This is a genomic window from Candidatus Eremiobacterota bacterium, from assembly GCA_031082125.1.
Taxonomy (GTDB): domain Bacteria; phylum Vulcanimicrobiota; class CADAWZ01; order CADAWZ01; family Ess09-12; genus Ess09-12.
Map to the genome: position 1 here is coordinate 22,526 of JAVHLM010000026.1, position 26,161 is coordinate 48,686.

The window sequence follows — 26,161 nt, forward strand, 5'->3', positions numbered from 1 at the left end:
TCTCCCTCCCCTGTGCATCTTACCGCCCCAAAATTACCTGTTGGCGGTCATGGATTTATAAAATCTCTCCCATGGTGCATACTGGAAGAAAATCAATGATGAGAGGTGCACCATGATCAACAGGCTTACCGTCACCCCCGATACAAAATACTCCCGGCTCACCGAGGAGCAGAAGGACCTTCTTGAGCGCTCCCACGAAAGCGCCAGCATGGTTTCCGCCATTGCGAGGTCCATTTATCCTGCCGACAATGTGGACGGCGTGGATCTGAACCCGGAAAAAGGAAAGATCGAGATGGCAGGCCAGAAGGACAGCACTGTCATGATGCAAAAGATGTCCATCAAGGATCCCGATAAAAAGACCTTTGAGCTCAGGAACGTGGAATCATTCGAGATGAAGGCCGTCGATCGCAGCAGCGGCCAGTTCTCCATGATGGCCCTTCAGAACGACGCGGCCTTTGATGCCGATGGTGATGGGAAAAAAGAACAGGGCATGCTCTGCACCCTGGCAGACGGTATCGTCAATCCTTACACGAAAAAGCCCGAGCTCAACGGCAGGCTTCAGGTCTTTGTGAACGAGGGATCCCAGTCAGTGACGGTAATCGAAGAGGTTCCCAGCCAGATCTGGACACCCCAGTAAGAGACGGCACATAATCAGGCATAAAGGCAGGAGAGAAGTTCGTTACCACGAATTCTCTCTTGATTTATTTATGAGGTTCCTATCCTGCTCCCTGGAGCTCTCGGCGTGAACAAGGCAGTTTTTTTCCTCCTCCTTCTCTGGTCCGCCACTCTTTTAGCCGCCTGGGGAAGTGATATGCATCAAGCCGCACAGTCCGGCGATCTCGAAAAGGTGAAGGCTCTCCTCTCTAAAAAGCCCCGGCTTCTCAATGAAAAGGATTCCACCCTGCTCCATGACGCATCGCGGAGCGGTTCACTGCCCCTCGTGAAATACCTTCTCGTCGAAGGCGCCGATGTGAACGCGAGGGACAGGCATGGGAGAACGGCCATTTTTTATGCAGGCAATGCCGATGTGGCGGCTCTTCTTATCTCAAAAGGCGCGAAGCTGGCTCTCAGGGATGAAAAGGGGATGACAGCCCTTCATGTTACCTCCTGCCCCGATGTCGCCGGAAAGCTTGCCTCCTTTGGAGCCTCCCTTAACGCCAAGGACGGGAGCGGGGAGACGCCCCTTCACTCAGCGGCAATGAGGGGAGACCTTGAGATGGTCCGTAAGCTGATCTCTCTTGGTGAAAGCCTCAATATCAAGGCTGAGGACGGCCATACCCCTCTCCACAATGCTATCAGGGGAGGAAAGACCGATGTCTCCCTATTACTCATAAGCCGCGGAGCTGACGTGAACGCCGAGGATGAGTGTGGAAGAACCCCTCTCCATGATGCGGCTTCCTCAGGCGATGAGGGGTTTGTGGCGCTGCTGGTAAAAAATGGCGCAATGGTGAATGCCCGGGCATATGACGGTGTAACCCCTCTTCACTGCGCCGTTGAAGGGGGAAAGGAGGGTATCGTAGCCCTCCTGCTCTCGCGGAATGCCGATGTAAATGCGGCGACGGGAGCGGATCTCAGGCCTCTCCACATTGCGGCCCTCTCGGGGAGCCTCGGCTCCGCAAAGCTTCTGGCCGCAAGGGGTGCCCTTCTTGAGGCGAAGAACAGGGAGGGGTACACCCCCCTTGCCCTTGCCGCCTCGGGGCATAAGTGGGACGTGGCGGAGTTCCTGATTGAGAGCGGCGCCAGCCCTGCCGTACGGTGCACCGACGGCCTGCCGGTGCTCCACAAGGCCGCAGCGGCAGGCACCAGGGAAACACTGGCACTGCTGGTGAAGAAAGGTGCCGATATCAATGCAGGTGACGGCTTTGAAGGGTACACCCCTCTTTTCTGGGCCATCCAGGCAGGGAGATACGGCATGGTGGAGTACCTCATTTCCCTCGGAGCCGATCTCAACAACAGGAGCAACAGGAGCGGGATTTCGCCTCTCGAGGCAGCCCTGGGAAAAAAGTCCAGGACCATGGCGGAACTACTCAAAAAAAGCGGTGCTCGTTGAAGACCTTGAGGCCATGAAGCAGTATTATCCTGAAAGAGAGATAAAACTATGATATTCAACCCGTCCAGAACAATGCTCCTGAGGTTTTTCTCACTTCTGGCGCTTTTTTTCTTTTCCCTGGCAGTGAAGGGCTGGACTCTTGATAGAATAGAAGAGGGCACTGCCCCATGGAAGGATATAAAAACAGCTATTCTGCTGATCGGAGAGATGGGTGATTCCGGAAGTGCATTGATCCTTGAGGAAAAACTGAAGGGAGGCCTCATATGCCTCGGCCGGGAGAAGGATATAGAGGTTTTCGGCCTGCAGATTGCCATATCTCCCATTCTCGTCGGCTCCGCTGATGGGAAAGTCGGCCTGAAGCGCTCCGATTCGAAAGATTTCAAGAGGATCGCCCCGCTGGCAGTCGCACTTTATCACAAGCTGATGCGCTCAATGCAGGCTCCTGTAGTGCGTTCAGCAAGTGCAGTCTCCTATGCGTACGGCGGCCCTCACATGGCCGAGCCTGATGCCGTTGCCCGGACGGCCTGCGCGGTTCTGAAATGGCTTCAATCATCTTCTCTTAACGCATCGGAGCGTAAAGAGCTTTTAACTGGCTGCCGTACTCTCGTGACAGCCTTCATGGCCGCGAAGTGTGGTGATATCTCCCTCACTGATGCAAAGGGCGCCGCGCTGGGAGCCAAGGGGCTTGATGATCTGCTGGCTGAAGGTGAGAAAACTGGCACCATTCCTGCCGGCCTCCCGGGAATAAAGGCCGGGGAGACGGGGATTCCCCTTGAGAGCGAGCTTGCCGTGTCATGGCGTGGAAAAGGCATTGCCGCCGGCGAAGCCCTTGACCTGCGCGTGGAGAACACAGGTTCCAGGCCTGTCGTCTTCTGGCTTATTAAAGGAATGGTCGTGACGCCTGAAGATGACAAGAGCCAGCAGATGGGCCTCATGCTCAATGAAGACGAGAAGATAACTCTTGCCCCCGGCGAGGTCTTCAGCAGGACTGTAAGAGCCTTCTGCCTGGAATATGAAAAACCCCTGCCTCCCAAGAGCGAGATAAAATATCAATTTGTCTCCCGCTTTGAAAAATACGTCCCTCTCATCGAGATCCTCCGCGCTGGGGCGAGGCTCTCAATTGAGAAAAAGTATCAGCCGGCAGTCTTTCCGCCGGCCCAGTATGACACCATTGTCATACAACGCACCATCTGGAGAGAGAACCAGAAGCTCTCAAAAAGGCCCCATACCAGGGAAATCATACTTGAGGATCTCTTCTTTGAAATGGAGCGCATGCGCAAAGATAACATTCCCCAGGTACAGGTTGACAAGTTCTCCGATAATATCTGGAAGGACATTGTCGCCACCCAGGACGAGGCTCCCAGGGAAAAGCCCGTGAGGGCCTTTTCCATTGAGGAGTGAGCCCGATGCCTGTTTCAGTACCGTCTGGAAATAGCAGCTTCCCAGGCACGCCTGGCAGGGAACCATTTTCAGGAATTATTGCCAGAAACGCCTTTATATGCTATAATAGCCCGAAGAGAAAAGCACATCACACTTATCGTTCTGCCCCGCAGCTCTCCTAGAATCAACTGAATGCAAGCGAGGTATCCATGATTTCTGCAAAGTACAATAAGTTCAGGACAGCCGTGAGAAACAAGCTCCATATTTTTAAAAAGGGTAAGAAGATTACCGAGGATAAGCTGGATCAGTTTACCGAAAGCCTTATGGCTGACAGGTCATTTGACCTTGACGGCAAGATATACTGCCGAGACGGCTTTGCTTACATCAACAGGATCGGCAAGGGGCTTTTCCAGCTGGTGGCATTCCAGGTGAACTCCTTTGGCAAGGATATTTTCACCGATTCCATTACCCGGTTCGTTACCCCCCTTCTCCTCACGGTGAGAATACACAGCAAACACATGGTTTTCCAGCATAGTTTCAAGGAATTACTGATTTCCATAGAAGAATATTATCTTGGCAGGCATTATTGCGGCAGCAAGGGGCCGTTATGCATCCGTGACAAATTCAATGACTTTGCACAGAAGTTGTTCAAGAACCCTGAGAGTGCCCCGATGCCCCTCCAGCAGCTTGTTTACAAGCTGATAAACTCCAATTATATCTGCCATCACATTGCGGAGACCACGGGCTATGCATTCGGGGCGCTCCATAATTATGCGCTGCACAAGGATGAAATATCTTTCATGTCTTCAGGATCATCCCTCAATGAAGCCCGGAAAATTCTCCGCATCGATATTGTCTCCGACTTTTCCGGGAGAAAAGTCACCAGCAGATTCAAAGTTCCCCGCTATGAGAAAATAACGGGGGAGGTAAGTAAATTTGCCGAGGAATTTGACGTGCTGGAGTGGGAAGTCTTCATAGAAGGGGAAAGGGAGAAGTTCCTGCTGCCGTCGGGGTACCAGAAGGCCCAGCTCAGGAAGTTCTCAAAGGGCGTCAATGTGGTCACCAGCCAGCACATGATAGAGTTCATACTTGATGACTATTACAAGCTGATCAATATCTTTGTCACCGCGAGCACCTTCCAGACGCTGGAATATCTCTCACGGGCAATGGTAGCCAAGAGAGAAAAGCATCTTGATGAATTTTCCGCCTATATGAAAACAGCCACCTTCTGTATGGGATATTATCCCGACAGAGATCTTGAAGGTGTGCTGAACAAGAAAATAGAGCAGTTCCCGGAATTCAAGAAGGAGTTCTTCTATTCGATGTTCTTCCGGCCGCCGGTTTTAAAATAATGCATAGTCAATAATCTGAGGAGCAGTCAGGTAGTGTGAAAAAAGGTAACCTCGTGGTTACCTTTTTTTGTTTTATTTGATTTCCCCGTGAGATTTTTCTGAATACTTCACGCTACTATAGAGAGAAAGAGAGATTCCAGGGAGGAGTTCAGAATGTCAGCAATAGCGCTCAGCAGCTTCACACCGCAAGGCTCATATCTCCAGGGGACCTCCGCCGTCCCCGCGGGATTTCAGGAATCTTCAGCTTCCCCGGGATCAGCGGCGGCTGACCAGGGCGCCCTCATGCGGGAGCTTGTATCGCTGGCCGAATCATTCGCGAACCTGGGCGGGATGTTCGGCAGTAATGAAGGAACGGCCACTTTCGGGACGCTCCTCGCTTTCAGCGGTCTTCGGGGAGAGAACAGCGAGCCGGGCGAATACCAGGACTCAGACGATGACCGGGGCTTCCAGGAAGATTCAGGCTTTGGCGCTTCTGTGGGATTCAGCGGCCTTCCCGGCTGGGAAGGTACCATGGATACCTCAGGGCTCTCAGAGTTCTCCCGCTATATGAGCACCTATGCTGATTATTTCAACAGCCTTGGCTTCGGCGCTCCCGTGGGCTTCAGCGGAGAATTTGACACCCTCACCAGTGACGCTGCAGGCTGGTTCTCCCAGGGATGGGATGAGAAAGAAGCCGCCTAGCCACCTTATCCCTCTGAAACATAAACCCCTCACCGCCCTTCTCCTCCTGTATCCAGTCCCCTTCACGGTTATGCACTTTCATGGGCATCACGGTAATTCTCATTGTTGAATGGCCTGGAGGTGCCCATGTTTCCAGATTATGTCCGCCATGTTACCCGTTTGTAAACAAAGGAGGCCTCCCTTGGCTCTTCCATGAGGCTTAAAAATGGCATTCATGGTCTCTGCCGTGCCATGAATGAGGTCTTTTTCTATTCAATCCTTCACCCGCAGGTGGAAAGCTTCTTTTGAATCCCTTCTCACCTCTCTGTATAAGCCAGGACCGAAATGTTAACAGAGAAACCCAGATGTTACATGTGTGAATAAAGATTTACAGAAGTGAAAAGATCTTTAACATGAAACTTACTAATTTGAGATTCTCTTGAGAGGTATTTGAGATCCCTTTGAAGGGCGCCGTCTATCATGAAATCAGAAGCAAGGGTCCAGGCGCCCGGCTTCATATACAAAAGAGAAAGGGGGGAGAACAATGAATATGAGCATGAACCTGCAGAACAAGTTTCTTCTCAACTCCTCCATCGCCGGTATCAGCCAGCAGCAGCCTCAGCAGCACCGGAAGCCCCTCAGGGAAGCACAGAGTGATCGGGCTTTCGCTGAGCTCTGCGACACCCAGGAAACGGCAGCGCTTTTTGATGACTCCGCGAAAGCGCTCCACCATACCGGCGGTAACCGCGGAACCAGAGAGGCATATCATGAGCAGGCTGAAGCTCTCAGCCGCCGTTATGTCAGCGAGGAGAGTGAGACGGGAGCCGAAGGCGCTGAGATAGGGGGGAACGCCGAGACGCCGGGCGAGAGTGAGGAGACTCCTTATTACGGAAAGCTGGGCAAACTCTTTTACGACACCACGACCCTCATCAACGCAAAATTTACCAGGCTTCTGGCTGGCAGGCCTGAAGGCCAGGCACTCCAGCAGCCGCCGGTGAAGGAGAGCATACTGCAGAAGCTCCAGCTCGACAACCTCAAGAAAATGATAGACATCGATCTCGCTCAGTATAACAAGGGGGCCCTTCCCTATTCAAAGGTCCAGCTTGCCATGCTGAGCTCCGAGCTGGGTCCCTGGCAGAATCCCATTGCGAAGAAGACCAGGAATGAAGATGTCCACAGCATATGGGAGAGGGAAGAAAATGAAAAGGAGTCTTCGGAAATGCCCGTGGATCGTTTCAGCATGGGGCTCCTGGCAAATGCCCTTTCCCTTTTTGAGAAACCGGCCCACAGGATGCAGCTGAACATGGTGGCATAGCCTGAAGCCCTGCCAAAAGAAAGAGCCCCTTCCCGGCGGGAGAGGGGCTCTTTTTATGAGCCCGGGCCTTACAGAGGTGTGGGAGGACCTTCGGAGAATATATCAAGGTGAACTAGAGAGCGGGAGGACCATCATGGAAAGAGAAGAACTGAGGAATGCCCTTGAGGCTGTTGCAGCGCAGATTACCCTGGGAAACAAGCTCTATCTCTCCACGAAGATGCACAGGCTTCTCAGTGAAGGCGCCATAGGCGAAGAGGGGGGCCTGGAGAAAGTGCTGGCAGCAATCTCCGGGCGCATCGCCGAGGTGGAGCAGCTTCTGGTGCAGTACGAGCAGGCTCCCCGGATGCCCGGCACTGAGGAGGTGCTCGGGCATTTTATGACGGGCTTTTCACTTTACCACCAGGGCCTTACGGCTCTGATAGACTGCCTGAAAAGAGATGACCTTTCCCCTCTGCCCGATGCCTTCGCATCCCTCCACGAAGGTGATCTCCATGTCAAGGAGACAGAGCGCCTGGGGAAGAAATATACCGAAGAGACCGATGATGAGCTGAATTTCTCGATATGATTTCATGTATCCCTGCCCCCCCTTCCCATAATCTTTCACCGGGCACTGCCGGGGAAGCAGCGGGAATTTAATAAATCACCCCTGAAAATTAACGACACTGTTACTTCTTTGAATTTCTTTTGAGCGCTTTTTTAGTATTTTATGGAGAAAGCCCGGTATCATGAAAGCAAGCCAAGAGAACAGAGGAGGTAACAAGAAATGTCAACGTCAATCCAGTGGTCATATTCGAGCATAAGCATCAATGGAGGCGCGCCGCCGCTTCCCCATCCCCACCATCCCCAGCACGGCCCCCGCCGCCCCGGCGATCACGGCCCTATCGGACCCCGCGGCGATGACGGCCCTCGCGGCCCCCGCGGCGATGCCCCCTGGGAAGGCCCAGGCCACGGCCCGCGCCCTGGTAATCATCATGGCAAGCCGCCTATAGATCCCCGCCCCGGTGATCAAGGCCCCAAAGGGCCGGCTGGCGATGCACCATGGGAGCCGGAAGTTTATGGCCGCCATGGCCAGGAGCTCCAGGGCCCCGAGGGAGGGCCTGACTGCCCGAACTGCGGCTGGAGCCCCGAGGAAGGCCCGCCAATGGGAGGCATGAACGGGATGAACGGCATGAACGGCATGAATGGCATGAATGGCCAGCAGAACCCGATGATGTTCCTGATGAAGATGCTTGGCGATATCTGCCGCTTCATGGGCGGGTCCATGATGGGTGGCTCGATGATGGGCAGCATGTAAGATCTTCAGTCCGGCTTGTTCTTGAGGGGGCTGCCGTGAAGGCAGCCCCCCCTGCGGGCATCCTGCAGCAAAAAAGCTGATCGTCAGGAAAAATTTACCTGATGTTCAGTTTTTTTGGTTTTCTCTGAGAGATTTTAGGATAATTCATGAGCCAGGCAGGCTATAATAGGAATATAGAGAGTTACAGGATTTCGAGGAGGGGACTGCAATGTCGATGGAAAGAATAGGAGCAATCGGAGGCCGGCCCGGAGGCGATGCCCTCCAGGGCCTCGGTACAGAAAACAACGCCCGCCTGGAAAGAAGTTATAATGAAGGCTCCCTTGCGGAGCTCCTGGACAGCATCATCGATGAAGGCGACGATGAGACCCTCGATGCCTTCATGGAATGCCTGGAGCCCCAGCAGGAAGAGGCTGGTGACTCCGAAGGAGAAGGGGACACCTGGCAGTTTTATAACTACCTTGACACCGAGACGTAAGCAGAGGAAGACGAGAAGACCGGGAGCCAGGCAGAAATGCCTGGCTTTTTTATTGGAGAGTGAGTCCTGGGGATATGCTCCCGGCAGGCAGGCAGCCGTTCCCAGTTTTCCCCGGTGTTCCGGGGCCTCTCGAAAAAATTACAAGAGCATGGAAAAATGTTACCTTCCGTTCACCTATTTGAGCTTCCCTTGAGGGATATTTCACTTTTTCATGAGTTCCGTCACCTATAATGGAGCCAGAGAACAAAATACAAGCGAGGAGGAAACAGAAATGTCAAACAATTATGCAGGTGCAACAGGTGCCATAGGACAGGACAACGGGATGAAGCAGGTCATTGCCTCTTATGTGGAGTCCAAGTATGGCTATGACCTCAAGGAGATGAAGGATGAGCAGGGCTACGACGACGCCCAGATCCTCGAGCTGCTGGACAGCCTTGCCGAAGATAACGATGACGAAACCCTTGAGAGCCTTCTTGAAGGAATAGAGACAGACTCAACTTCCGATGATTCAGATACCTCATATACCGATGATGCCACCGACACTATAGACGATACAGAGACTGTCGATGATACTACCGATGATACCGATATTGAAGACCAGATGGCCGAAGATGCCAACGGGCCGCGCCCCGAGTTCAACAACACCGATGACGGGCCCGAGGGGGCGGAAGGCGATGCCCCGGGCGAATACCAGCCCCAGTAAGAAAAACAGCCCTCCTCCTGCGGTGTATTTGACAAGATATGCTGCAGAATAAGATAAAGAGCAGGCCCCGCCAAGGGGCCTTTTTTTTGCCATGAAAGCCCATTTGTGCACAGTATTTTAATTTTTTTGAGTTTTCTTTGACCGCTCATTGAGAAATTCATGAGATAGATATGGTATACTTATACCAAAGAAAAAGGCGACAAGGGAGGAGTAAGCGATGTCAATCAATATCAGCCAGTTCCTTTCAAGCTCGAGCTACAGCTCATATTACAGCAGCGCTTCCCCAGCGCTCACAGGATCGGGCGGCGGCGCTTCGGGGGCTTCATCGTATTTTTCCCAGAGAATGGCCATGATGAATTTCATGCTGCTGGCCAAGATGTTCCAGTCCTCGGCGTCGATGGGAGGCCTCCAGGGGACAGGCTTCGGAATGCCCATGGGCTTCAGCGGCCTCGACGGATGGGGGAGCGGCGCTTCCGGTCTGGGGAGCGGCTTTACGGGGCTCTCCGATTATTCAAGCCTTTTCGGGAATTCCGGCTTCGGCTCATCGCTGGGCTTCAGCGGCCTCGACGGATGGGGCGTCTCGTCGGGGCTTGAAGGTCTCTCCAGTTCCCTGGGAGGCAGCTCTTTCTCCAACCAGCTCTCCTTCAGCAATGATGTCGATATCATCAACAACATCATCAATATCTACATGGATGACTCATCGTCGCAGGGCCTGGGGATGCTGGGAGCGGCCTCCTATCTCGGTATGCCGGGGCCTTTCGCCATGGGCGTCGTGGGAATGTCGGGCTCGGGCTCCATCGCCATGGATGACAACACTATAGAGGTGGCAGGCACGGGGATGGGCCAGGACAAAAGCTACAAGATGCTTCCCGGCGAGATGCTCGCCGTCTATTCTGTCCTCAACGAGGCGACCAATGAAGGGGAGACAAGCCTGAGCCTCGAGGACATGCAGGAGGATCTCCTCGATGAGTACGGCATAGAGGCGGAAATAAAGACCGATGAAGAGACCGGCATGCAGACCCTGGTGAACAAGTCAACGGGCAACACCATTATCTCCGATTCAAATGGCAATAACCTCATGGAGTCAACAGACATGGACTTTACCTCGGCCTTCGAGGAACTGGGCCTCAATATAGAGGATTACCAGGGGGAAGAGGGGCAGGAAGACCTTGAGCGGCTCCTTTCCAGGATGGGCATCGATGAAAGCGGGATGAGCTCCATCGGCTCCAATCCCTTCGAGTCCTCGGGTTACGGGGGCATCATGGGGAACTCGCAGCAGATGGAGCAGCAGGCCAAAATCTTCGCCATGGCGATATACTACTCAATGATGATGGAGCAGTATGGATACAATTAAGAGGTGAGGCACTGAGCAGAAGAGAAGGAGAGGGCAGCACCTCTCCTTTTTTTTGCGTGGAGAGGGATAGAGGAAAAATGAGAGAATTTCATTAGAGCAAGATCTATGAGAGGGACCGGTGCCAAGATGAAACTCTACCGACGGGAAGAAATACAGAAAAAAATCGTGGAATACCAGGCTTTGCTCTCCCGCGAGAAAAACCTGCAGGAGGAGCTCCTGTCCCTTAACCTCCATGGCGATGCCGAGACGGTGAAAAGAAACCTGAAGCGCCACAACGAGATAATCGCCGAGATCAGGGAAATCCGCATGAACCAGGTCATGCCGATCATGAGAGAGATGGCCCAGTTTATCAAAGAATGCCGCAGGATAGAAAAGGAGCGGGCAGATTCAGGCGGCAAGGGAAGCCCTTGAAGGAGATGAGCGGAAAAAGCACCGGATTTACCACGCTCCTTGTCTTCCCTCCCCAGTGGACGCCGCAGAACCCCCATTATGTACTGACCGGCCTTGGCGGGCACCTGCGGAGTAAAGGCCACGCGGTCATCCTCAAAGATCTGAATGTCGAGTTCTATGATGACATCCTCACCCCTGAATACCTGGGCCAGTCCCTCAGGAAAATCGCCATGAACCATCAGCACCTTGTCTCAAAGCGCATGCTGGCTCCCCTTGTCGGAAGCACCGCATCGGCAATACACAGGATTGAGAAGATGAAGCTCGAGAGGCTCAAGGAGTTCCAGGAGAAAGAGCTGAAAAATTCCGATGCCGTCATAAGGGGCGTACTTGACGCAAAGGAGACTTTCAGGGACAGAAGGCGGTTCTATAATCCCCAGTACCTCATTGAAGCCTTCTCCATAATAGACAGAGCACTGGAGATCGTGTCGCTCCCTTATTACCCAGCAAAACTCACCTTCAGCGGCTTCGATCAGCCCCACTGCCTCTTTGCCACCCACAGCCTCATCGTCCATGCAAAGACCCCCGGGCTCAACATGTTTTATCACTATTTCAGGCAGAAGCTCCCGGAGCTGATGAAGCCTGAGCCTTCTCTTGTGGCCATCTCCATCAACTCCTTCTCCCAGGTGCTCCCGGGCCTTACGCTCGCCATGATGATGAAATCCGGGCTGCCACCTGGAAGCCTCGTCGCCATCGGGGGTAACTTCTTCACAAGGGTCAAGGACGCACTTCTGAAGCGCCCCGAATTTTTCGAGAATTTCGCCGATGTCGTGGCCCTGGGTGAGGGCGAGAAGACCATGGAGCACCTTGTTGCCTGCCGGCAGGAGGGGAAAAGCCTTGCAAAGGTGCCCAGCATTCTCTATCACAAGGATGGAAAAGTCCGCCATTCCTTTGAGGAGCAGCCTGAAAAGCTTGACAGCCTCGGCTTTCAGGACTATGAGGGCCTTCCACTGAAAAAATACTTCACGCCGGAGCTTGTATGCTGCATACAGTCAAGCAAGGGATGCTACTGGGGCAAATGCACTTTCTGTGATTCCGACTTTGGAGTCCACAAAGATGTGAAGTCCCTTGACAGGCTTGTGGCAGAGATAAAGCACCTGAGTGGCAGGTTCGGCATACTCCACTATGAATTCATCGATGAGTCAATAAAGCCCGTTACCATGAAGGCAATGGCGGAAAGGTTCATCGATGAGAAGCTCGAGATACGCTGGTTCAGCAACGGTCGGCTTGAGGAGGCCTTTGACGGGCCTCTGCTGGAGCGCCTGCACCAGTCAGGCATTACCATGATCCTCTGGGGATTTGAATCAGGCTGTGAGCGCATCCTGGAGCTCATCAACAAGGGCGTCGATGCAGTGAAAAGGTACGAGGTCTTGAAGAACTCGAGTGAGGCCTCCATCTGGAACTTCGCCTACCTCTTCTTCGGCTTTCCTACTGAGACAGAGGAAGAGGCCATGGAGACCATCAGGGCCATATGCGATCACAAGGACATTATCCATTCATACGGACGGTCAGTCTTCACGCTTGGGAGACACAGCCTTCTCTACCTTGATGCAGAAAAATACGGCATATTCGACGTGACTGAGGAGGGGGAGGAGCTTTCAACCTTCACGACTTACAGGAGCAGAGGGGGAATGGAGAGCGACGAGATACATGCCCTGATGAAGCGGTGCACCAGCATCTGTGCCGCCAGTTACGGCTATACCCTGTGGTATTATCTCCGCCTGAGGGAGAATATTCACCTCTACCTGGCAAGGCATGGCCTTGAATACGTGAGAGATTTCAGCCTGGAGGCTCCAAGGGGCACGGAAGTGGAGGCCTGGTAACCGCGAGCAATATTTCTGCAAGAGAAGGGAGGGAGCCGGGAGCACGCCCGGCGCAGCGTATGGACAGCAATCTTAAATCAAGCGTTCACATTGAAAGCATCGAGGATCTTTTCAGGGAAATCGAGAGGCTCACCGTGAAGGTCCGCCATTTCAGGACGGGAAAGATGGACTACTACGGCCATGTGGTGGGAATAAAGGAGTGCCCCGAGGGGAAGGTGCCTTTTGTGCACCAGGACCATTTTTATGACGAAAAAGGCCGGGTCATCAAGATGGAAAAATATGAGAACGATTTTTCCAAGCCCACAAAGAGGATTTACTTTTATGCCGGCGATGATCCCCATGTGGCGGAGTCGGTATGGTTTGACCGTTACGACAGGATAGACAACATTCACCGCTATCTTTACGACAAGGCCGCGGGCCTCATGGTCGGCAGGGCCGAGTATACCAAGGAAGGCCGGATATTCTATACCATCACCTCGAAATACGACAGGTCCGATCCTCCCCTCCTCGTCCAGGAAATCTGGAATGATCTAAAGGGAACGGTGCTCAAGGACATGCTCTACCAGTATGACGGGCAGGGGAGGATGACGGAGGAGCGCCTCTTCGGAAGCGGGGGGATCTTCAAGGGGATAAACCGTTTTGCCTATGATGACAGGGGACTCCTTGTGGAGCGGAAGTGGCAGAACAGCAGGGGAATTACCAGCAGCACCTATCTCTACGAATATGATGATGCGGAAGAGGTCACCAGGGTGACCATCCAGGACGGGGAAGGGAAGATCCGCTCCAGGCAGGAGTTTTTCCGCGACGAGGTGGGGAATGTCCTCGAGGAGCGCTGGTATGACAGGGACGGAAAGCTGATCCGCCACCTCAAGTACTGAGAGGCATCATCAACCCAATGAGCGATGGCGATAAAAGAATAGCCATAGATAGTGTTGTGTTGACAATATTTAATAATATGCTATAATGGAAAAGAGGATTATTATATGAGGAATGAGGGGTGGAATCAATGAACGGGGGCTCTCCTGAAAAGTGGATACATGAAGCCGAAGCCCTTCTTGAGCAAGGACAGGTTGAGAGGGCAGTGCAGTTCATCGGGGACTCTGTGGAAAAATCCGATGACGGGGATAAAGCCTGCGAGACGGCCGTGGCGCTCCTACAGCAATACAGCCTGTGGAATGAAAGCCTTGCGCTGCTTGAGAAGGCTGCCCGCAGCGGAGGAAAGAATCATATCATCTGGTTTCTCAAGGCCAATGCCCTCGATGCCCTCAATCCCGATCCTCCCGCTGCCAAGGGATCTCCTGAAGAGAGAAGCCTCAGGGAATCACTCCAGTGTTATCAGAAATCCCTGGAGATAAAGAAGGATTTCCCTCTCACATGGTTTCATAAAGCCCTCGTGGAGGAAAAGCTTGGCCTCATTGACGAGGCAATGCGCTCATGGAAGGCTTTCATTGATCTTAATCCCGGGCCTGAGCTCAAGCCCCAGGCCGACTACGCGAGGCAGCGCCTCGGCCGAGCCCGGGGATCGGCCCTTCCCCCGGCAGGCCCGCCGGGAACCGAATCGGAGACGTGGCTCGGGCGCCTGGCCCACGGAGATGCACAGGACGCCAGGGCATTCATCGATGCCGCCGAAAGGCTGAAAGCCCAGGGAGTCCCTCTGGAGCCCCGGCCCCGGGGGAAAACCTCCCTCTTCTCCATCCCTCTCGAGGTCATCCTGCTCTTCCTCTCCCTTCCCGTCATGGTGCCTTCCCTTCTCATCAACTTCATCACGGCCAAAAGGTGGGGAAGAATTGACTTCGTGCTCCTTGCCGTTGACGGATTCATAATTCTTCTCTTTGCCCTGCGCTCAACGGTTGCCACCATTATTATCCTCATTGCCCTTGCAGCTTCGGCCCTTCTCCTCATATTGAGATATCAGAAGATACCCTGCGGGATATTCCTCGGATACTCCAACCTGGTGGCAATGCTCCTGATGGGAGGAGGGCTTGTCTTCATGACAGGCGCCCATATGCTCATCCCATGGACTGCACTTTCAGAGCTCACCGCAGCCATGGGGAGCGAGAAGAAAGTGAAGGCGGACCAGCTCATCACCCGCAGCATGGGATATGATTCTTACGTGACCCTGGAGAATGACTCGCTTGAGTGGGAATGGGCGATTTACCGCCTGGTATACAAGGACCATTACGAGTTTACCCGTTATAACCCTGAGATGGGTATTGTCATCAGCAAGGCCGATGAGCTCTGGGAGCGCCGGGAGGAGCTTGCAGGGAAGATTGTGACGCTTGCGGCCGTCAGGGTCTCACCGACGGTGATTGAAGGGAGCCAGCTCGAATATTCATTCACTGACAAGGGGACAAAGGAAAAGGACTATGAAAAACGCTACTTTGCCGCCGTTCCCGAGGCCAATGGCAGGGTATGGGTGCTGTCAAAGCCCGTCACTTCCCCGCTCGATCCTCCTCTCAAGGAGTTCCTCGCCCAGGAAAATTACCGGGGTCTCCTGGTAATCTCTTTCGCCACTGCCGACATGGGGCGCTGGTACAGCTCCAGGTATGGCATGAACCTTCCCTATATGGGCGTGGCGATCATTCCCGATAAAAGCCCGGCCGTGGAGACAAAGAAGCCGCAGCGCATCGAGACCTGGGTCCCCGTGAAGGGCACGGGGAAAACACTGTGGCTGGCATACAGGGGACTTGCGACTTCAGGGACGGCACCCCGGGCTCTGAGCGGCCTTTACAAGGGAAGCATGGGCCCCATAAACGGCATCAGTGAGCTTTTGCCTGATATCAACTATTTCAAAGGGCCTCTGCAGAAACCCCTGGTGATCATGGCGGCTTCTTCACGGGCTGCCTATATCAAGGAAAATGACCTTGCCGGTGAATTTCTGCGCGGCCTGAACTGGGGTGCCCTGCTCCTGGCACTTCCCGGCGCTCTTGTCATCGTGGGCGGCCTTTTCATATCGGCAAGGGAGTGAGACCCCCTTGACAGAGTGCCCCTTCATCCCTTATAATGAAGCACTTCATCACACGCAGCAATAGTCTGAATCCGCGGTGAAGGCGCAAGGAGACTCACATGGAGCTACAGAAACTCAGGAACATAGGCATCATTGCCCATATTGACGCCGGCAAGACCACGGTGACAGAGAGAATCCTCTTTTACACGGGAAACATCAGGACCATGGGCGAGGTCCACGATGGCGAGGCGACCATGGACTTCATGAAGCAGGAGCAGGAGCGGGGGATCACCATCGCCTCGGCTGCTATCTCATGCCAATGGAGAGACCACCGGATTAACCTCATTGATACGCCGGGCCACGTGGACTTCATGGTGGAAGTGGAGCGCTCCCTCAGAGTCCTTGACGGCGTGGTGGCAGTCTTCTGCGCCGTGAACGGCGTCGAGCCCCAGTCGGAGACCGTGTGGAACCAGGCCGAGCGCCACAACGTCCCGCGGATAGCCTTCGTGAACAAGATGGATATGGCCGGCGCAGATTTTTCCGCATGTGTCGATACCATGGCGGAGCGCCTTGATGCAAGGCCGGTGAAATTCCAGGTCCCCCTTTTCCGTGATGATGAATTTGTCGGCGTGGTCGATCTCATCACTGCCAAAGCCTGGCTTTTCGCTGAAAGCGGACTCGAAGAGGCGCCCATCCCTCCCTCCTCCATGGAAGAGTTTACCGGAGCAAGGGGAAAGCTCCTGGAGGCCCTGGCGGAATGCGATGAGAGCCTTCTTGAAGATTACCTGAGCGACAGGGAGATTGACGCCGGAAGGCTCTATAAGGCGGCCCGCGGTGCTGTCCTGAAGACACTCATCACGCCGGTGTTCTGCGGCGCTGCCTATAAAAACAAGGGAATCGAGGCTCTCCTTGACGCCGTAGTCCATTATCTCCCTTCGCCGCTTGACAGGGGCTCCGTGGAAGGACTCTCTCCCGAAGGCGAGCCCATAGTGAGAAGTGCCTCGCCTGGCGAGCCCTTTTCCAGCCTTGCCTTCAAGATCATCCATGACCCGTACGTGGGACAGCAGACCTTCGTGAGGATCTATTCGGGGACCCTCAGGAGCGGGGATCATGTCTTCAACTCCATCAAGGAGAAAAAGGAGCGCGCAGGAAGAATCCTGCGCATTCACGCCAAGGAGCGGACCGATATCTCCGAGGCCTCGGCAGGCGATATCGTGGCCCTGATAGGGATGAAGTACACTACCACCGGCGACACGCTCTGTGCCCCCGATGGCCCCGTTCTCCTCGAAAAGATAAGAGTGCCGGAGTCGGTCATCAGTCTCAAGGCCACGGTGTCCTCACGCGATGAGCGCGACAAGCTCATGATCTCCCTCAAGAAGCTCTCCATGGAAGATCCCTCGATGCGCTTCCGCACTGACGAGGAGACGCGGGAGGTCATCATCTCCGGTATGGGGGAGCTTCACCTCGAGATAGCCGTTGACAGGCTCAGGACAGAGTTCGGCGTGAGGGCCGAGACAGGCGCCCCTTCCATCTCGTACCGTGAGACCATCACGAGTGCGGCTTCTTCCGACATGAGGTATGTGAAACAGTCGGGAGGGAAGGGCCACTATGCCCACTGCGTGCTCCGGATTGAGCCGAATCCCGGCGGAGGCTTCGAGTTCGGAGAGCGCGTCAAGGGCGGCGCCATCCCGCGCGAATACATTCCTGCCATAGAAAAAGGGGTGCGCGACGCCATCGAGGAAGGAGTGCTGGCCCGGTTCCCCGTGGTGGACGTGCGCTGCACGCTGCTGGACGGGTCTGCCCACGATGTTGACTCCTCGGAGATGGCCTTCAGGATTGCAGGATCCATGGCTTTCAAGGAGGCTTTCCGCAAAGCGGGCCCTGTGCTGCTTGAGCCGATGATGAAGCTTGAAGTCAACTCTCCTGACGAGTACCTGGGGGATATCCTGGGCGACATATCAAGGAGGCGCGGCAAGATACACGCCATGCGGCGCTTCAGGAAAGGCTCGCAGAAGATTGAGGGCCTGGTGCCCCTGAGGGAGATGTTCGGGTATGCCACGATGCTGCGCACCCAGTCGAGCGGGAGGGCCAACTTCTCGATGGAGTTCATGAGCTATGCGCGCCTCCCCGCTGAGACAGAGGAGCAGATCCTGAGCGAGCACAGGAGGCGCCTGGAAGACGTCGCTTGAAAGGAGAGCACGGAATGGAACGCACTGTCCTGTTCTGCAGCATCATGATAATCCTTATGATGGCCTGGAGTGGTCCGCCAGTGTCAGCTGAGGGGAAGATTACCATCACTGCCCAGGCCTGCAAGGTCCACAAGCTTCCACCTGTCAGCTTCAGCATCACCCCTCAGGGAGGTGCCTTCATCGCCAGCAGGTTTCCCGATAAAGCGACGTACTTGATGCTGAGCGGCCCCCCGGGAGGAGTGCTGAACATTGCTTTCATACCTTACCGGGACAATGGGGAAACCGAAGCATCCCTGAAAAGCGCCATAGAATCCCGCTTTAAGGCACACAGCACGACACCCCTCATCATGGGGAGAATCCGGGACATAGACCTGAAGGGGAGCCAGTATATGGCTTTACCCTTCATTGCCGGCACCGGCCCTGCCAGGGGGAACTGGATCGCGATACCGATCCCTGCCGAAGGTGAAGGTCTCGCATCGATGGTAATCTTCTGCGGCGTGGCGGCTTCGATGAGGGATACCGAGCCGGAAATTCAGAAAGTCTTTCAAAATCCTGAAATCAGCAAGACGCTGCAGACACTTGAGCTCAAGACAAAGTGAGGGATGCCATGGAGCGCATTCTCATCGTTGATGATGACGAGTACATGCGGAGTAGTCTGCAGATAGAGCTGGAATCCGACGGTTTTGAGGTCTCTGTCGCGGAAAACGGCACGCAGGCCATAGAGATGGCAAAAAACAGCGCCTTCGACCTCATTCTCTGCGATGTGCGGATGCCGGGGTTGAGCGGCATTGAAACCATCTCCGCCATCAGGGATGTGCAGCCGGGCACGCGGAGCATCATCATCACGGGCTATGCAAGCCATGATACTCCCATTGCAGCTCTCAGGCTCAGGGTTGATGACTATCTCATGAAGCCCTTTTCCGGCGAGGAGCTTCTCCGGAGCATACGCTCGACGCTGGTGAGACTCAGGCAGAGTGTCTCTCAAAGCGAGGGCGTGGCACGGTACCGGAGGAATTTCCTGAAGCTCATCACGGGGATTCTATTCGAAGGGAAGGTCTCCCACCTCATCGGGCATTCCGAGAGGGTGGCCCATCTCGCTCTTCAGGTCGGCAGGAGCCTGGGGCTTTCGCCGGTGCGCCTCCAGAACCTCTATATCGCGGCGCTCCTCCACGACGTGGGCTATTTTGATCTTCCCGCACAGCTCATGGAGAAGAAGGAGTTCAGGCCCGAGGATTTTGACCTTGTGAAGAACCACCCTGCCCTTGCCCGCGATCTCCTTGAGCCCTTCAAGGAGCTTAAGGAAATCGCCACGGTGATCTCATACCACCACGAGCGCTGGGATGGTACCGGCTATCCTTCGGCTCTCGGCGGCGACATGATTCCCCTCGAGTCGAGGATAATCGCCGTGGCGGAAGCTTATGACAGCCTTGTGAGCGACCGTCCCCACCGCTCAAGGAAGGCAGTGAAAGAAGCCCTCGGCCGGATTGAAAGCGGCAGCGGCTCATATTTCGATCCGCGGATTGTGAAGCTCCTTCCCTCGGTGATAGAAGTCTATGAGGAGAAGCCCTTTTCCCCTGCTGCCTCAGAAACTGATGACCGGGAAAGAAGAACGTCGGTGCTTCTCAACCTTGCCGACATCCAGAGGGAGCAGAAAAACCTCGATGTGGCCTGGGAAGCTTACGAAAAAGCCCTTGAGCTCCTCGAAGGAAGTGAAGCCCACGAGCTGAAAGCCCGCGGGGAGCTCGGCAAGGTGCAGGTCCTTTCAGGGAGGGGATTGCACGAAGAGGCTCTCCGGAAGGCCCGTGACCTGATAGAATATGCAAAAAGCCATGCGCTCTCTTTCGTGAGGGCCCAGGCCGCCCTTCAGGCAGGCTATTCAGCAATGGTGCTGGGGCAGTATGAAGGGGTGGAGGGAGAGATTCTCTCGGCGAGGGAGATCTTTGAAGTCTGGGAGTCGGCATATCATATGTGCGAGGCGGACTTTCTTCTCTCGAATCTTCACTGCCTCAGGGGAGATGACCGCTCACCAGGGTCAATCGCGGCCTTCAATTCTTTTCTCCAGGCGATCCTCTCGAGGCGCTTTTTTGACATCCTTCAGAAATACCCTGATTTTTCCACGGTTTTTGTCAGGAGGCTCATCAGGCACTCCATAGAACATGGGCTTCTCATCGGGGAGATCACGGCCCTTTTCAGGGACCAGAAAAGGGCGCCCCTTTCAATTCTCGAGGGACTTGCCAACGACGAGGACCGCGCCGTGAGGCTCCGGGTCCTTGATATTCTCAATGAGGCGAGGGGAAGGGAAGCCAGGATCCCCGCCGCCGAAGGCAGGAAGGACTCTGCCGATGAGGCTCCGGCCGAAGCACCCGGGGCGGCGCCTCCCGTCAGGATATTTTTCTTCGGCAAGTTCAGGGTAATGGCCGGTGAGACTCCTGTTGACGAGGAGGCGTGGGTCACCAGGAAGGCAAAGAGCCTTTTTGCCTATCTCGTGAGCCGCGGCGGCGAGGAGGTGAGCGAGGAGAGACTGATGGATATCTTCTGGCTCAAGGGGGGGCAGAAAGCCCTCCATTCCCTCCATAACAGCGTTTCTGTCATAAGAAAGATACTCACTCCCTTTCTGGGGCCACTGGCAAAGAATATCGTCCTTCACAGGAAAGCCAGCTATTATTTCAACAGCGCTCTGGGCTGCCAGGTGGACGTGGCGGATTTTGAAGAGCTCTTCCACAGGGGGAGGACTTTTTTTGAGCAGAACAGGTGGGACGAGGGCCTTGCGAGCCTGCAGAATGCCGAGCGGCTCTATATGGGTGATTTCATGGAGGGCTCTTATGATGAATGGAGCGACGAGCTCCGCCTGGCCCTGAGGAACCGTTATATCGAGCTTCTCACGCTCCTGGGCAAGTATTTCTTCAGGAAGGGCAAGCACGAGGTGAGTATCGACTATTGGAAAAAGCTCCTTGCCTGTGACAACTGCTGCGAAGATGCCTATATCGGCCTCATGCTCTGCTATGTGGCCATGGACAGGAAGAATGAGGCGGTAAGAGCATACCGCCAGTGCGCCAGGACCCTCCAGGCGGAGCTGGACCTCCCTGTGCCTGCAAAGGCTGCCGAGATTTACCTCCACCTCATGGAGGGGCAGACGGTGCCCCTCACGATGTGAGCGATCCCGCTTCGGCCTTTCCGGTTCACAATAATGTTACTTTCTTGACTTTTCCCTGAGCGCTTTTTGAGCCTTTGATGGTTCCTGTGGGTTATCATAAAGAGAGAAGCCTGAAAGGAGCATGATCCATGGGAAACGTGAACCTCACAGCCATAAGGATTGTCATAAACGGCGCGGTGAATGCCCCGCTCCCCGCCCCTGTGATGCAGCCGGCATTACAGTTCAACCAGCGGCAGGGCGCAGGGTGTGAAGGCCAGGGAAGCGCCGGCCTGGAGCCCTATAACCTCATGCGGGAGCTTGCCGATTTTGGCGGCCCCGGCGGCCCTGCCGGAATGAATCCTTCTATGACGGGGAATCAGCAGGCCATGATGGCACCGCTTCTCCAGATGATGATGCAGATGCTGCAGCAGATGATGCAGATGCTGCAGCAATGCGGCATGGGCGGCGGCCAGGGAATGGGCTGCCCTGGAGCAGGAGGGGGGCAGGGATGTGCCCCGGGAGAGTCCGGTGGATTCGGTGGTCCCCAGGCTTCGGGAATGAGCGATCCTTCCAGCCAGGGTACGTCAGGCCTCGCGGACACTGCGGCACGCTGGGGCGGAAGAAGCTTCAAGCCGGGGCAGACCAAACGCTGCGCTGATTTCGTAAGCACCATGATAGAGCAGTCAGGGATGGCGCCAAGAGGATTCAACCACCCCACGAGCTGCGATCAGCTCCAGAAGTTTGGAGCGCCCGTGGGGAGGTCGGAGTTGAGGCCAGGCGACGTGGTCTTTTTCGGGAACACCTACCGGCGCGGAAAGTACACCCACACGGGCATCTACCTGGGGAACGGGCAGTTCGTGCACCGCCCCACTGCCAATAAGCCTGTGAGAATAGACAACATAAGCGACCGCTACTATGCGAGCCGTTTCTCCGGGGGGCGGCGCCTCCAGTGACGCCCGGGGCAGCCCCTTTCAGGAGTGAAGCCTTATGGAAAAGTGCATGCAGGGGAGAAAACAATGAATACAGGGATATCGGCAGAAAACCTCGCGGTGAACGGTTTCAAGATAGTCGAGGAGTTTTTCTCCCGTGTCAATGTCGAAGAGGGCAGTAAGGGGACGCCCGGGGCATGGAGCAGGGAGGGCCTTGATTACGTCGAGTACACCCTTGTGCCGGACATGATGAGAGACGGGAAAACCTCCATAAGGGAAAGCACCTATGACGACCAGACCCTTGAGTATGCCCTGGCTCCCCTCAGGCCTCACGATATAAACGATCCGGAGACCGTAGAGGATATGATAAGGCAGCATTTCGTTCTTGCCGTCACTGACAATGTCGATCTCACCCTGAGAGGCTATGAGTCAATGAGGCATCATCAGGGGTCCACGTAGAAGTCTATCTTTTTGTAAACGTGGACTATTTTGTTTTCCACATCGCTGAGGGCAGCCTGGAATTTAATATCCGCACCTTCTGCGATTTCCATTCCTCTCTCAAGGTGAGAGGGGTCCCCGTCTTCCAGGAAGCGCTTCATTTCATAGACGCCCTCAAGGAACTCGTCAATGGCCTCGAGAGTTCCCTTCTGCTGATCCTCGGCGCCCGGAGCAGCCTGGACCTGGCTCTGGGCGAGAAACTTCTCCCTGATACCTTCAAGATGGCCTGTCACCTTGCTGAAAGAGAGCTCAATGTTCTCGCCGGCAATCACTCCTGTAAGAATTCCTGATCTCACGCTCCTGAGAAAGGTGAGAAGGGCTGTGGCGGGCTTTACTATAACTTCTTCGATGACCTGGGGGAGACGGCAGTTGCAGCAGGAACAGAAGCGGCGATCGCCGGGGTTTTCAGTGCCGCACCTGATACAGATCATCCTGCCCTCCGCCTGATCAATCTCACGGAAGCTTTTCTCCATGCATCCCGTTATACCTTCAGGGACCGGCAGGGCAAGGCCGGCAATCAATGGCAGTTCTTATGACAGGAAGTGGTTCATGCACCTTATGAGCTCACTGAGCTTCCTCATCTCGGGCGTTTCCTGGCTTACCGCCGGTGAAGCCCCGTTTTCTTCGCCCCTGGCCATAAGGCTCAACTGCTCGGCGTTTTTTTCAGATTCCTCAATTAGACCGAGGATTCCGGCAAGGTGAGCCTTGGAATAGAGTCCCTCGCGGGATTTATACTGGCGAAATTCGATGCTCATCATTTTCTTCAGGCTCTTCATGAGCTCCATGCATCTCAAGGTGCTTTTCGGAAGGGGTGCGGCACCGATATTCTTATGTTTTTCAGGGTTTTTCGTCGTGAGGAAGTACGCGTCGCATTGTGCAGTACTGTCATACGCCGGCATGATTGTGGAGTGCCTTGGATCTGCCTGGCCTCTGTCAGTACCTGCCCAGAGGCTGCGGCTCCTGCAGAGATGAGGCTTCGGTGAAGAGTGCATGCTGCCTGGCGGGCTTTCTTCAGGCTCGAAGAAGTCGGCGGCACAGTAAGTCTTGAGATGCTTTTTCCTGGTGCCTGCCTTTTTTTTCTGGTCAGGCGTCTCTGTGCCGTACGACGGGTGATAGGAATAGGTAAGATCGATGTGGTGGCTCTCCATGAATACCCTTCTCCTCCTTATATGTCTCTTGTACCTATTGTAGCGGAGCGGGACCATAACGATCTCAAAGCGATCTCAAACATTTCTCAAAAATATTGCACTGGTGTGTAAAAAATGTTGCCATTCTGTTTCTCCCTGGGGTATCCCCCCTGGAGGGAGAAATTTAACAGAATGGCAAAAAAGTTTCTCTCCCGGACACATTTTTGAGAATTATATGGGCTCTTTTTGGGCTTTTTGTAAGCAGACCCTGGTATTATTGAGGTGGATAGAGGACAAGCAAGCTTTAAAATAAGGAGGTAATGGTAAAATGGATGCAATCAAACTGGTAGGTTCGGGCGGCGGGTTCACGAGCGGCATGCCTTCAGGCCTCGGCTCCCTCTCAGGCATGGGCTCCATGGGGATGGGAGGCGGAATGAGCGGCCTCGATTCACTTCTCGGCTCCTCGGGGAAGCAGGGCGGCAGCGAGAACGAGCTTCTCATGATGCTGCTCCAGATGCTTATGCAGATGCAGCAGCAGCAGCCTTCAGGCTCAGGCGGAGGCGGCGGGGAATCAGGCGGAGGAGGCGGCGGAGAGTCGGGCGGCGCGGCGCCGGTGGGGGAAGCAGGCTCACAGCCGCCCGAGTGCTCGCGGCCTGGTGATAATGGCCCGCAGGGTCCTGCAGGCGATGACGGCCCTCCTGGCCCCGCCGGAGACAAACCCGGCGAAGGTCCCGGGCGCGGTAATCCTCCGGGTCCCGCGGGAGGCCCCGGCCACGGCAATCCTCCGGGTCCCGCGGGAGGCCCCGGCCACGGCAATCCTCCGGGTCCCGCAGGCGGCCCCGGCCACGGCAATCCTCCGGGCCCCAAGGGCGGTCCCGGCCATGGCAACCCTCCTGGCCCTAAGGGCGGCCCCGGTGGCGGACCCCCTCCTCCGCCGAAGAAGGATTAAGGCTTCAGGGGTTCGAGGTTTACCGGCTTTGGGTTCCTCGGACCCTTTTTGAGTCTGCAGATTTCAACGATTGGCGCAATAAGGAGTGAAGTTTAACAGCCAGAAAGGGAGGCATGGAAATGTCAGGATTATTTGACGGGATTGGTGAAATCGGGGCAATGGGCTCCGGAGGGTGCAGCGCAGGAAGCTGCGCCGGGAGTTCATGCGGTTCTGCCTCGGCCCTCTCAGGCCTGGGAGGCACAAATGGCATTGATTCGCTTACGGGCGGAAGCAAGTCCTCTTCAGGAGGCTCGGATTCTCAGACAGCGGAACTTCTCATGGTGATTATGCAACTTCTCCAGCAGGCACAGCAGAACCCGGCACAGAATGGGGGCCAGGGCTAGGAACAGGCGGGTGCCGCCTTGACACAAGGCGGAGAACCGGAGAGTGCAGCGAAGGAAGGTCCTTCTCAAGAAATATTGAAGGGCCTTCCTGTTTTCATTCCTGCAGAGGGCCCGGCTTTAAAGGCTTTCCTGAAGGGCATCGAGGGTATCTGTCTTTTTCTTGACATGACGATGCTCTTGTGGTAAAATATATGCAACTAACATATATATGGAGAAAAAGATTGATGGGCAGGCGCCAGTGCAGGGCAAGAAATGAAGGCCGTCACTGTTCGTGCGAGATGGGGAACCTTTACCGGTATGCCGAGCCCATCATACTTCTCTCGCTGGCTACGCTGGGTGAAGCTCATGGATATGTCATCGCGAGGGAGTCACAGAAGCATGCGGTGACCCATGGCGGTCTGGATGTGGCGGTAGTGTACAGGACGCTCCAGAGGCTTGAGGCCGCCGGCAGGATAGATTCGTCATGGGATATGGAGGGTACGGGCCCGGCACGGCATATCTACCGGCTCACCGAGTCAGGGTGGGAGCACCTTGCCGAGTGGAGCGCCCTTCTTTCAGATATTGCCCTCTCACTGAAAAGGTTACAGTCAGGCTGTGCTGCTGCCTGCCGGGGCCGGGCCGAGAGAGGTGCCTGACCTGAGGACAGGCTGGTGCGAAGGCAAGGAGAAGAATGCAGGTTATGAAAAGTCCGACGGGTGATTCCATTGAATCAGCAAAGCACATGAAAGGAGCACTGTAATGAAAATAGCACTTCCCACTGCAGGACACGAGGTGGACAGCCATTTCGGCCACTGCGAGCAATTCACCATTTTCACTATTGACGAAAAGAAAGTCATCACGGGCGAGGAGAATCTTGTTCCCCCGCCGGGGTGCGGCTGCAAGAGCGAGCTTGTGCCTCATCTTGTCGAAAGGGGCGTTAAAGTCATGCTGGCAGGCAACATGGGAGAAGGAGCCCGCATGATCCTCGAGCGCCATGGGATCAGCGTGGTGCGGGGTCTCTCAGGCGACGTGCGCCATGTGACGGAAGCCTGGCTCCAGGGCAAGGCCGAGGATTCCGGTCTCGGATGTGGCGGCCATAATCACCATGGCTGCGGCCATCATCATACGCCAGAGCATAACTGACGACATAATCACCACTGGAGGACCTCCCGGG

At 55.1% G+C, this 26,161-nt stretch carries 26 protein-coding genes; 24 read left to right on the forward strand and 2 right to left on the reverse strand.

Annotation, left to right across the window (positions count from 1 at the left end; all coding sequences use genetic code 11):
- Positions 1-112: 112 nt before the first annotated feature.
- The 20 genes from RDV48_23530 to RDV48_23625 all read left to right on the forward strand — a co-directional run bounded on the left by RDV48_23530 (position 113) and on the right by RDV48_23625 (position 22,510).
- A complete protein-coding gene (locus tag RDV48_23530) occupies positions 113-637 on the forward strand; it encodes a hypothetical protein (GenBank protein ID MDQ7825793.1) in 525 nt (174 codons plus the stop codon).
- A 174-nt stretch (positions 638-811) separates the two neighbouring features.
- A complete protein-coding gene (locus RDV48_23535) occupies positions 812-2,050 on the forward strand; it encodes an ankyrin repeat domain-containing protein (GenBank protein ID MDQ7825794.1) in 1,239 nt (412 codons plus the stop codon).
- A gap of 48 nt (positions 2,051-2,098) precedes the next feature.
- Positions 2,099-3,451 carry a hypothetical protein gene (locus RDV48_23540; protein MDQ7825795.1) on the forward strand — a complete coding sequence of 451 codons (1,353 nt, stop codon included), beginning with the start codon at positions 2,099-2,101 and terminating at the stop codon, positions 3,449-3,451.
- A 188-nt stretch (positions 3,452-3,639) separates the two neighbouring features.
- Positions 3,640-4,782 carry a hypothetical protein gene (locus tag RDV48_23545; protein MDQ7825796.1) on the forward strand — a complete coding sequence of 381 codons (1,143 nt, stop codon included), beginning with the start codon at positions 3,640-3,642 and terminating at the stop codon, positions 4,780-4,782.
- A gap of 153 nt (positions 4,783-4,935) precedes the next feature.
- Positions 4,936-5,463, forward strand: a complete 528-nt coding sequence (locus RDV48_23550; GenBank protein ID MDQ7825797.1) for a hypothetical protein — start codon at positions 4,936-4,938, stop codon at positions 5,461-5,463.
- A 523-nt stretch (positions 5,464-5,986) separates the two neighbouring features.
- Complete coding sequence (locus tag RDV48_23555; GenBank protein ID MDQ7825798.1) at positions 5,987-6,757, forward strand: hypothetical protein; 771 nt, start codon at positions 5,987-5,989, stop codon at positions 6,755-6,757.
- 133 nt (positions 6,758-6,890) lie between these two features.
- Positions 6,891-7,322 carry a hypothetical protein gene (locus RDV48_23560; protein MDQ7825799.1) on the forward strand — a complete coding sequence of 144 codons (432 nt, stop codon included), beginning with the start codon at positions 6,891-6,893 and terminating at the stop codon, positions 7,320-7,322.
- Between the two features lie 198 nt (positions 7,323-7,520).
- Complete coding sequence (locus tag RDV48_23565; protein MDQ7825800.1) at positions 7,521-8,051, forward strand: hypothetical protein; 531 nt, start codon at positions 7,521-7,523, stop codon at positions 8,049-8,051.
- A gap of 208 nt (positions 8,052-8,259) precedes the next feature.
- Positions 8,260-8,526 (forward strand): hypothetical protein, encoded by a 267-nt coding sequence (locus RDV48_23570; protein MDQ7825801.1) that lies wholly within the window; start codon positions 8,260-8,262, stop codon positions 8,524-8,526.
- Between the two features lie 271 nt (positions 8,527-8,797).
- On the forward strand, positions 8,798-9,229 hold the full coding sequence (locus tag RDV48_23575; protein ID MDQ7825802.1) for a hypothetical protein: 432 nt from the start codon (positions 8,798-8,800) through the stop codon (positions 9,227-9,229).
- Between the two features lie 217 nt (positions 9,230-9,446).
- Complete coding sequence (locus RDV48_23580; protein ID MDQ7825803.1) at positions 9,447-10,583, forward strand: hypothetical protein; 1,137 nt, start codon at positions 9,447-9,449, stop codon at positions 10,581-10,583.
- A 126-nt stretch (positions 10,584-10,709) separates the two neighbouring features.
- A complete protein-coding gene (locus RDV48_23585) occupies positions 10,710-10,994 on the forward strand; it encodes a hypothetical protein (protein MDQ7825804.1) in 285 nt (94 codons plus the stop codon).
- Between the two features lie 5 nt (positions 10,995-10,999).
- Positions 11,000-12,853: a radical SAM protein gene (locus tag RDV48_23590; GenBank protein ID MDQ7825805.1), complete on the forward strand. Its 1,854-nt coding sequence runs from the start codon at positions 11,000-11,002 to the stop codon at positions 12,851-12,853.
- 59 nt (positions 12,854-12,912) lie between these two features.
- Positions 12,913-13,731, forward strand: coding sequence for a hypothetical protein (locus RDV48_23595; GenBank protein ID MDQ7825806.1), 819 nt, complete (start codon positions 12,913-12,915; stop codon positions 13,729-13,731).
- Positions 13,732-13,850: 119 nt separating this feature from the next.
- Entirely contained in the window at positions 13,851-15,821 is a 1,971-nt protein-coding gene (locus RDV48_23600; GenBank protein ID MDQ7825807.1) for a tetratricopeptide repeat protein, read from the forward strand.
- A 98-nt stretch (positions 15,822-15,919) separates the two neighbouring features.
- Positions 15,920-17,989 carry an elongation factor G gene (fusA, locus tag RDV48_23605; protein MDQ7825808.1) on the forward strand — a complete coding sequence of 690 codons (2,070 nt, stop codon included), beginning with the start codon at positions 15,920-15,922 and terminating at the stop codon, positions 17,987-17,989.
- Between the two features lie 14 nt (positions 17,990-18,003).
- Entirely contained in the window at positions 18,004-18,588 is a 585-nt protein-coding gene (locus RDV48_23610; GenBank protein MDQ7825809.1) for a hypothetical protein, read from the forward strand.
- Positions 18,589-18,596: 8 nt separating this feature from the next.
- The gene (locus RDV48_23615) at positions 18,597-21,143 is read left to right on the forward strand and encodes a response regulator (protein ID MDQ7825810.1); all 2,547 of its coding nucleotides are present in this window, start codon (positions 18,597-18,599) and stop codon (positions 21,141-21,143) included.
- Positions 21,144-21,271: 128 nt separating this feature from the next.
- Complete coding sequence (locus RDV48_23620) at positions 21,272-22,075, forward strand: NlpC/P60 family protein (GenBank protein ID MDQ7825811.1); 804 nt, start codon at positions 21,272-21,274, stop codon at positions 22,073-22,075.
- A 63-nt stretch (positions 22,076-22,138) separates the two neighbouring features.
- Positions 22,139-22,510, forward strand: coding sequence for a hypothetical protein (locus tag RDV48_23625; GenBank protein ID MDQ7825812.1), 372 nt, complete (start codon positions 22,139-22,141; stop codon positions 22,508-22,510).
- Here the strand turns inward: RDV48_23625 and RDV48_23630 are convergent.
- Positions 22,495-23,022, reverse strand: a complete 528-nt coding sequence (locus RDV48_23630) for a hypothetical protein (protein ID MDQ7825813.1) — start codon at positions 23,020-23,022, stop codon at positions 22,495-22,497. The genes RDV48_23625 and RDV48_23630 overlap by 16 nt on opposite strands.
- A 57-nt stretch (positions 23,023-23,079) precedes the next feature.
- Entirely contained in the window at positions 23,080-23,697 is a 618-nt protein-coding gene (locus tag RDV48_23635; protein ID MDQ7825814.1) for a hypothetical protein, read from the reverse strand.
- Between the two features lie 307 nt (positions 23,698-24,004).
- Here RDV48_23635 and RDV48_23640 point away from each other — a divergent pair, with 307 nt between their 5' ends.
- The 4 genes from RDV48_23640 to RDV48_23655 all read left to right on the forward strand — a co-directional run bounded on the left by RDV48_23640 (position 24,005) and on the right by RDV48_23655 (position 26,130).
- The gene (locus RDV48_23640) at positions 24,005-24,625 is read left to right on the forward strand and encodes a hypothetical protein (protein ID MDQ7825815.1); all 621 of its coding nucleotides are present in this window, start codon (positions 24,005-24,007) and stop codon (positions 24,623-24,625) included.
- 119 nt (positions 24,626-24,744) lie between these two features.
- The gene (locus tag RDV48_23645; protein ID MDQ7825816.1) at positions 24,745-25,008 is read left to right on the forward strand and encodes a hypothetical protein; all 264 of its coding nucleotides are present in this window, start codon (positions 24,745-24,747) and stop codon (positions 25,006-25,008) included.
- 224 nt (positions 25,009-25,232) lie between these two features.
- Positions 25,233-25,643: a PadR family transcriptional regulator gene (locus RDV48_23650; GenBank protein ID MDQ7825817.1), complete on the forward strand. Its 411-nt coding sequence runs from the start codon at positions 25,233-25,235 to the stop codon at positions 25,641-25,643.
- A 103-nt stretch (positions 25,644-25,746) separates the two neighbouring features.
- On the forward strand, positions 25,747-26,130 hold the full coding sequence (locus RDV48_23655; protein MDQ7825818.1) for a NifB/NifX family molybdenum-iron cluster-binding protein: 384 nt from the start codon (positions 25,747-25,749) through the stop codon (positions 26,128-26,130).
- The last annotated feature ends 31 nt before the right edge of the window (positions 26,131-26,161 follow it).

Bases quoted from the DNA above. Each gene is read 5' to 3' on its own strand.
- RDV48_23530 (MDQ7825793.1), top strand. From the start codon at position 113: ATGATCAACAGGCTTACCGTCACCCCCGATACAAAATACTCCCGGCTC.
- RDV48_23535 (MDQ7825794.1), top strand. From the start codon at position 812: ATGCATCAAGCCGCACAGTCCGGCGATCTCGAAAAGGTGAAGGCTCTC.
- RDV48_23540 (MDQ7825795.1), top strand. From the start codon at position 2,099: ATGATATTCAACCCGTCCAGAACAATGCTCCTGAGGTTTTTCTCACTT.
- RDV48_23545 (MDQ7825796.1), top strand. From the start codon at position 3,640: ATGATTTCTGCAAAGTACAATAAGTTCAGGACAGCCGTGAGAAACAAG.
- RDV48_23550 (MDQ7825797.1), top strand. From the start codon at position 4,936: ATGTCAGCAATAGCGCTCAGCAGCTTCACACCGCAAGGCTCATATCTC.
- RDV48_23555 (MDQ7825798.1), top strand. From the start codon at position 5,987: ATGAATATGAGCATGAACCTGCAGAACAAGTTTCTTCTCAACTCCTCC.
- RDV48_23560 (MDQ7825799.1), top strand. From the start codon at position 6,891: ATGGAAAGAGAAGAACTGAGGAATGCCCTTGAGGCTGTTGCAGCGCAG.
- RDV48_23565 (MDQ7825800.1), top strand. From the start codon at position 7,521: ATGTCAACGTCAATCCAGTGGTCATATTCGAGCATAAGCATCAATGGA.
- RDV48_23570 (MDQ7825801.1), top strand. From the start codon at position 8,260: ATGTCGATGGAAAGAATAGGAGCAATCGGAGGCCGGCCCGGAGGCGAT.
- RDV48_23575 (MDQ7825802.1), top strand. From the start codon at position 8,798: ATGTCAAACAATTATGCAGGTGCAACAGGTGCCATAGGACAGGACAAC.
- RDV48_23580 (MDQ7825803.1), top strand. From the start codon at position 9,447: ATGTCAATCAATATCAGCCAGTTCCTTTCAAGCTCGAGCTACAGCTCA.
- RDV48_23585 (MDQ7825804.1), top strand. From the start codon at position 10,710: ATGAAACTCTACCGACGGGAAGAAATACAGAAAAAAATCGTGGAATAC.
- RDV48_23590 (MDQ7825805.1), top strand. From the start codon at position 11,000: ATGAGCGGAAAAAGCACCGGATTTACCACGCTCCTTGTCTTCCCTCCC.
- RDV48_23595 (MDQ7825806.1), top strand. From the start codon at position 12,913: ATGGACAGCAATCTTAAATCAAGCGTTCACATTGAAAGCATCGAGGAT.
- fusA (MDQ7825808.1), top strand. From the start codon at position 15,920: ATGGAGCTACAGAAACTCAGGAACATAGGCATCATTGCCCATATTGAC.
- RDV48_23610 (MDQ7825809.1), top strand. From the start codon at position 18,004: ATGGAACGCACTGTCCTGTTCTGCAGCATCATGATAATCCTTATGATG.
- RDV48_23615 (MDQ7825810.1), top strand. From the start codon at position 18,597: ATGGAGCGCATTCTCATCGTTGATGATGACGAGTACATGCGGAGTAGT.
- RDV48_23620 (MDQ7825811.1), top strand. From the start codon at position 21,272: ATGGGAAACGTGAACCTCACAGCCATAAGGATTGTCATAAACGGCGCG.
- RDV48_23625 (MDQ7825812.1), top strand. From the start codon at position 22,139: ATGAATACAGGGATATCGGCAGAAAACCTCGCGGTGAACGGTTTCAAG.
- RDV48_23630 (MDQ7825813.1), bottom strand. From the start codon at position 23,022: ATGGAGAAAAGCTTCCGTGAGATTGATCAGGCGGAGGGCAGGATGATC.
- RDV48_23635 (MDQ7825814.1), bottom strand. From the start codon at position 23,697: ATGGAGAGCCACCACATCGATCTTACCTATTCCTATCACCCGTCGTAC.
- RDV48_23640 (MDQ7825815.1), top strand. From the start codon at position 24,005: ATGGATGCAATCAAACTGGTAGGTTCGGGCGGCGGGTTCACGAGCGGC.
- RDV48_23645 (MDQ7825816.1), top strand. From the start codon at position 24,745: ATGTCAGGATTATTTGACGGGATTGGTGAAATCGGGGCAATGGGCTCC.
- RDV48_23650 (MDQ7825817.1), top strand. From the start codon at position 25,233: ATGGGCAGGCGCCAGTGCAGGGCAAGAAATGAAGGCCGTCACTGTTCG.
- RDV48_23655 (MDQ7825818.1), top strand. From the start codon at position 25,747: ATGAAAATAGCACTTCCCACTGCAGGACACGAGGTGGACAGCCATTTC.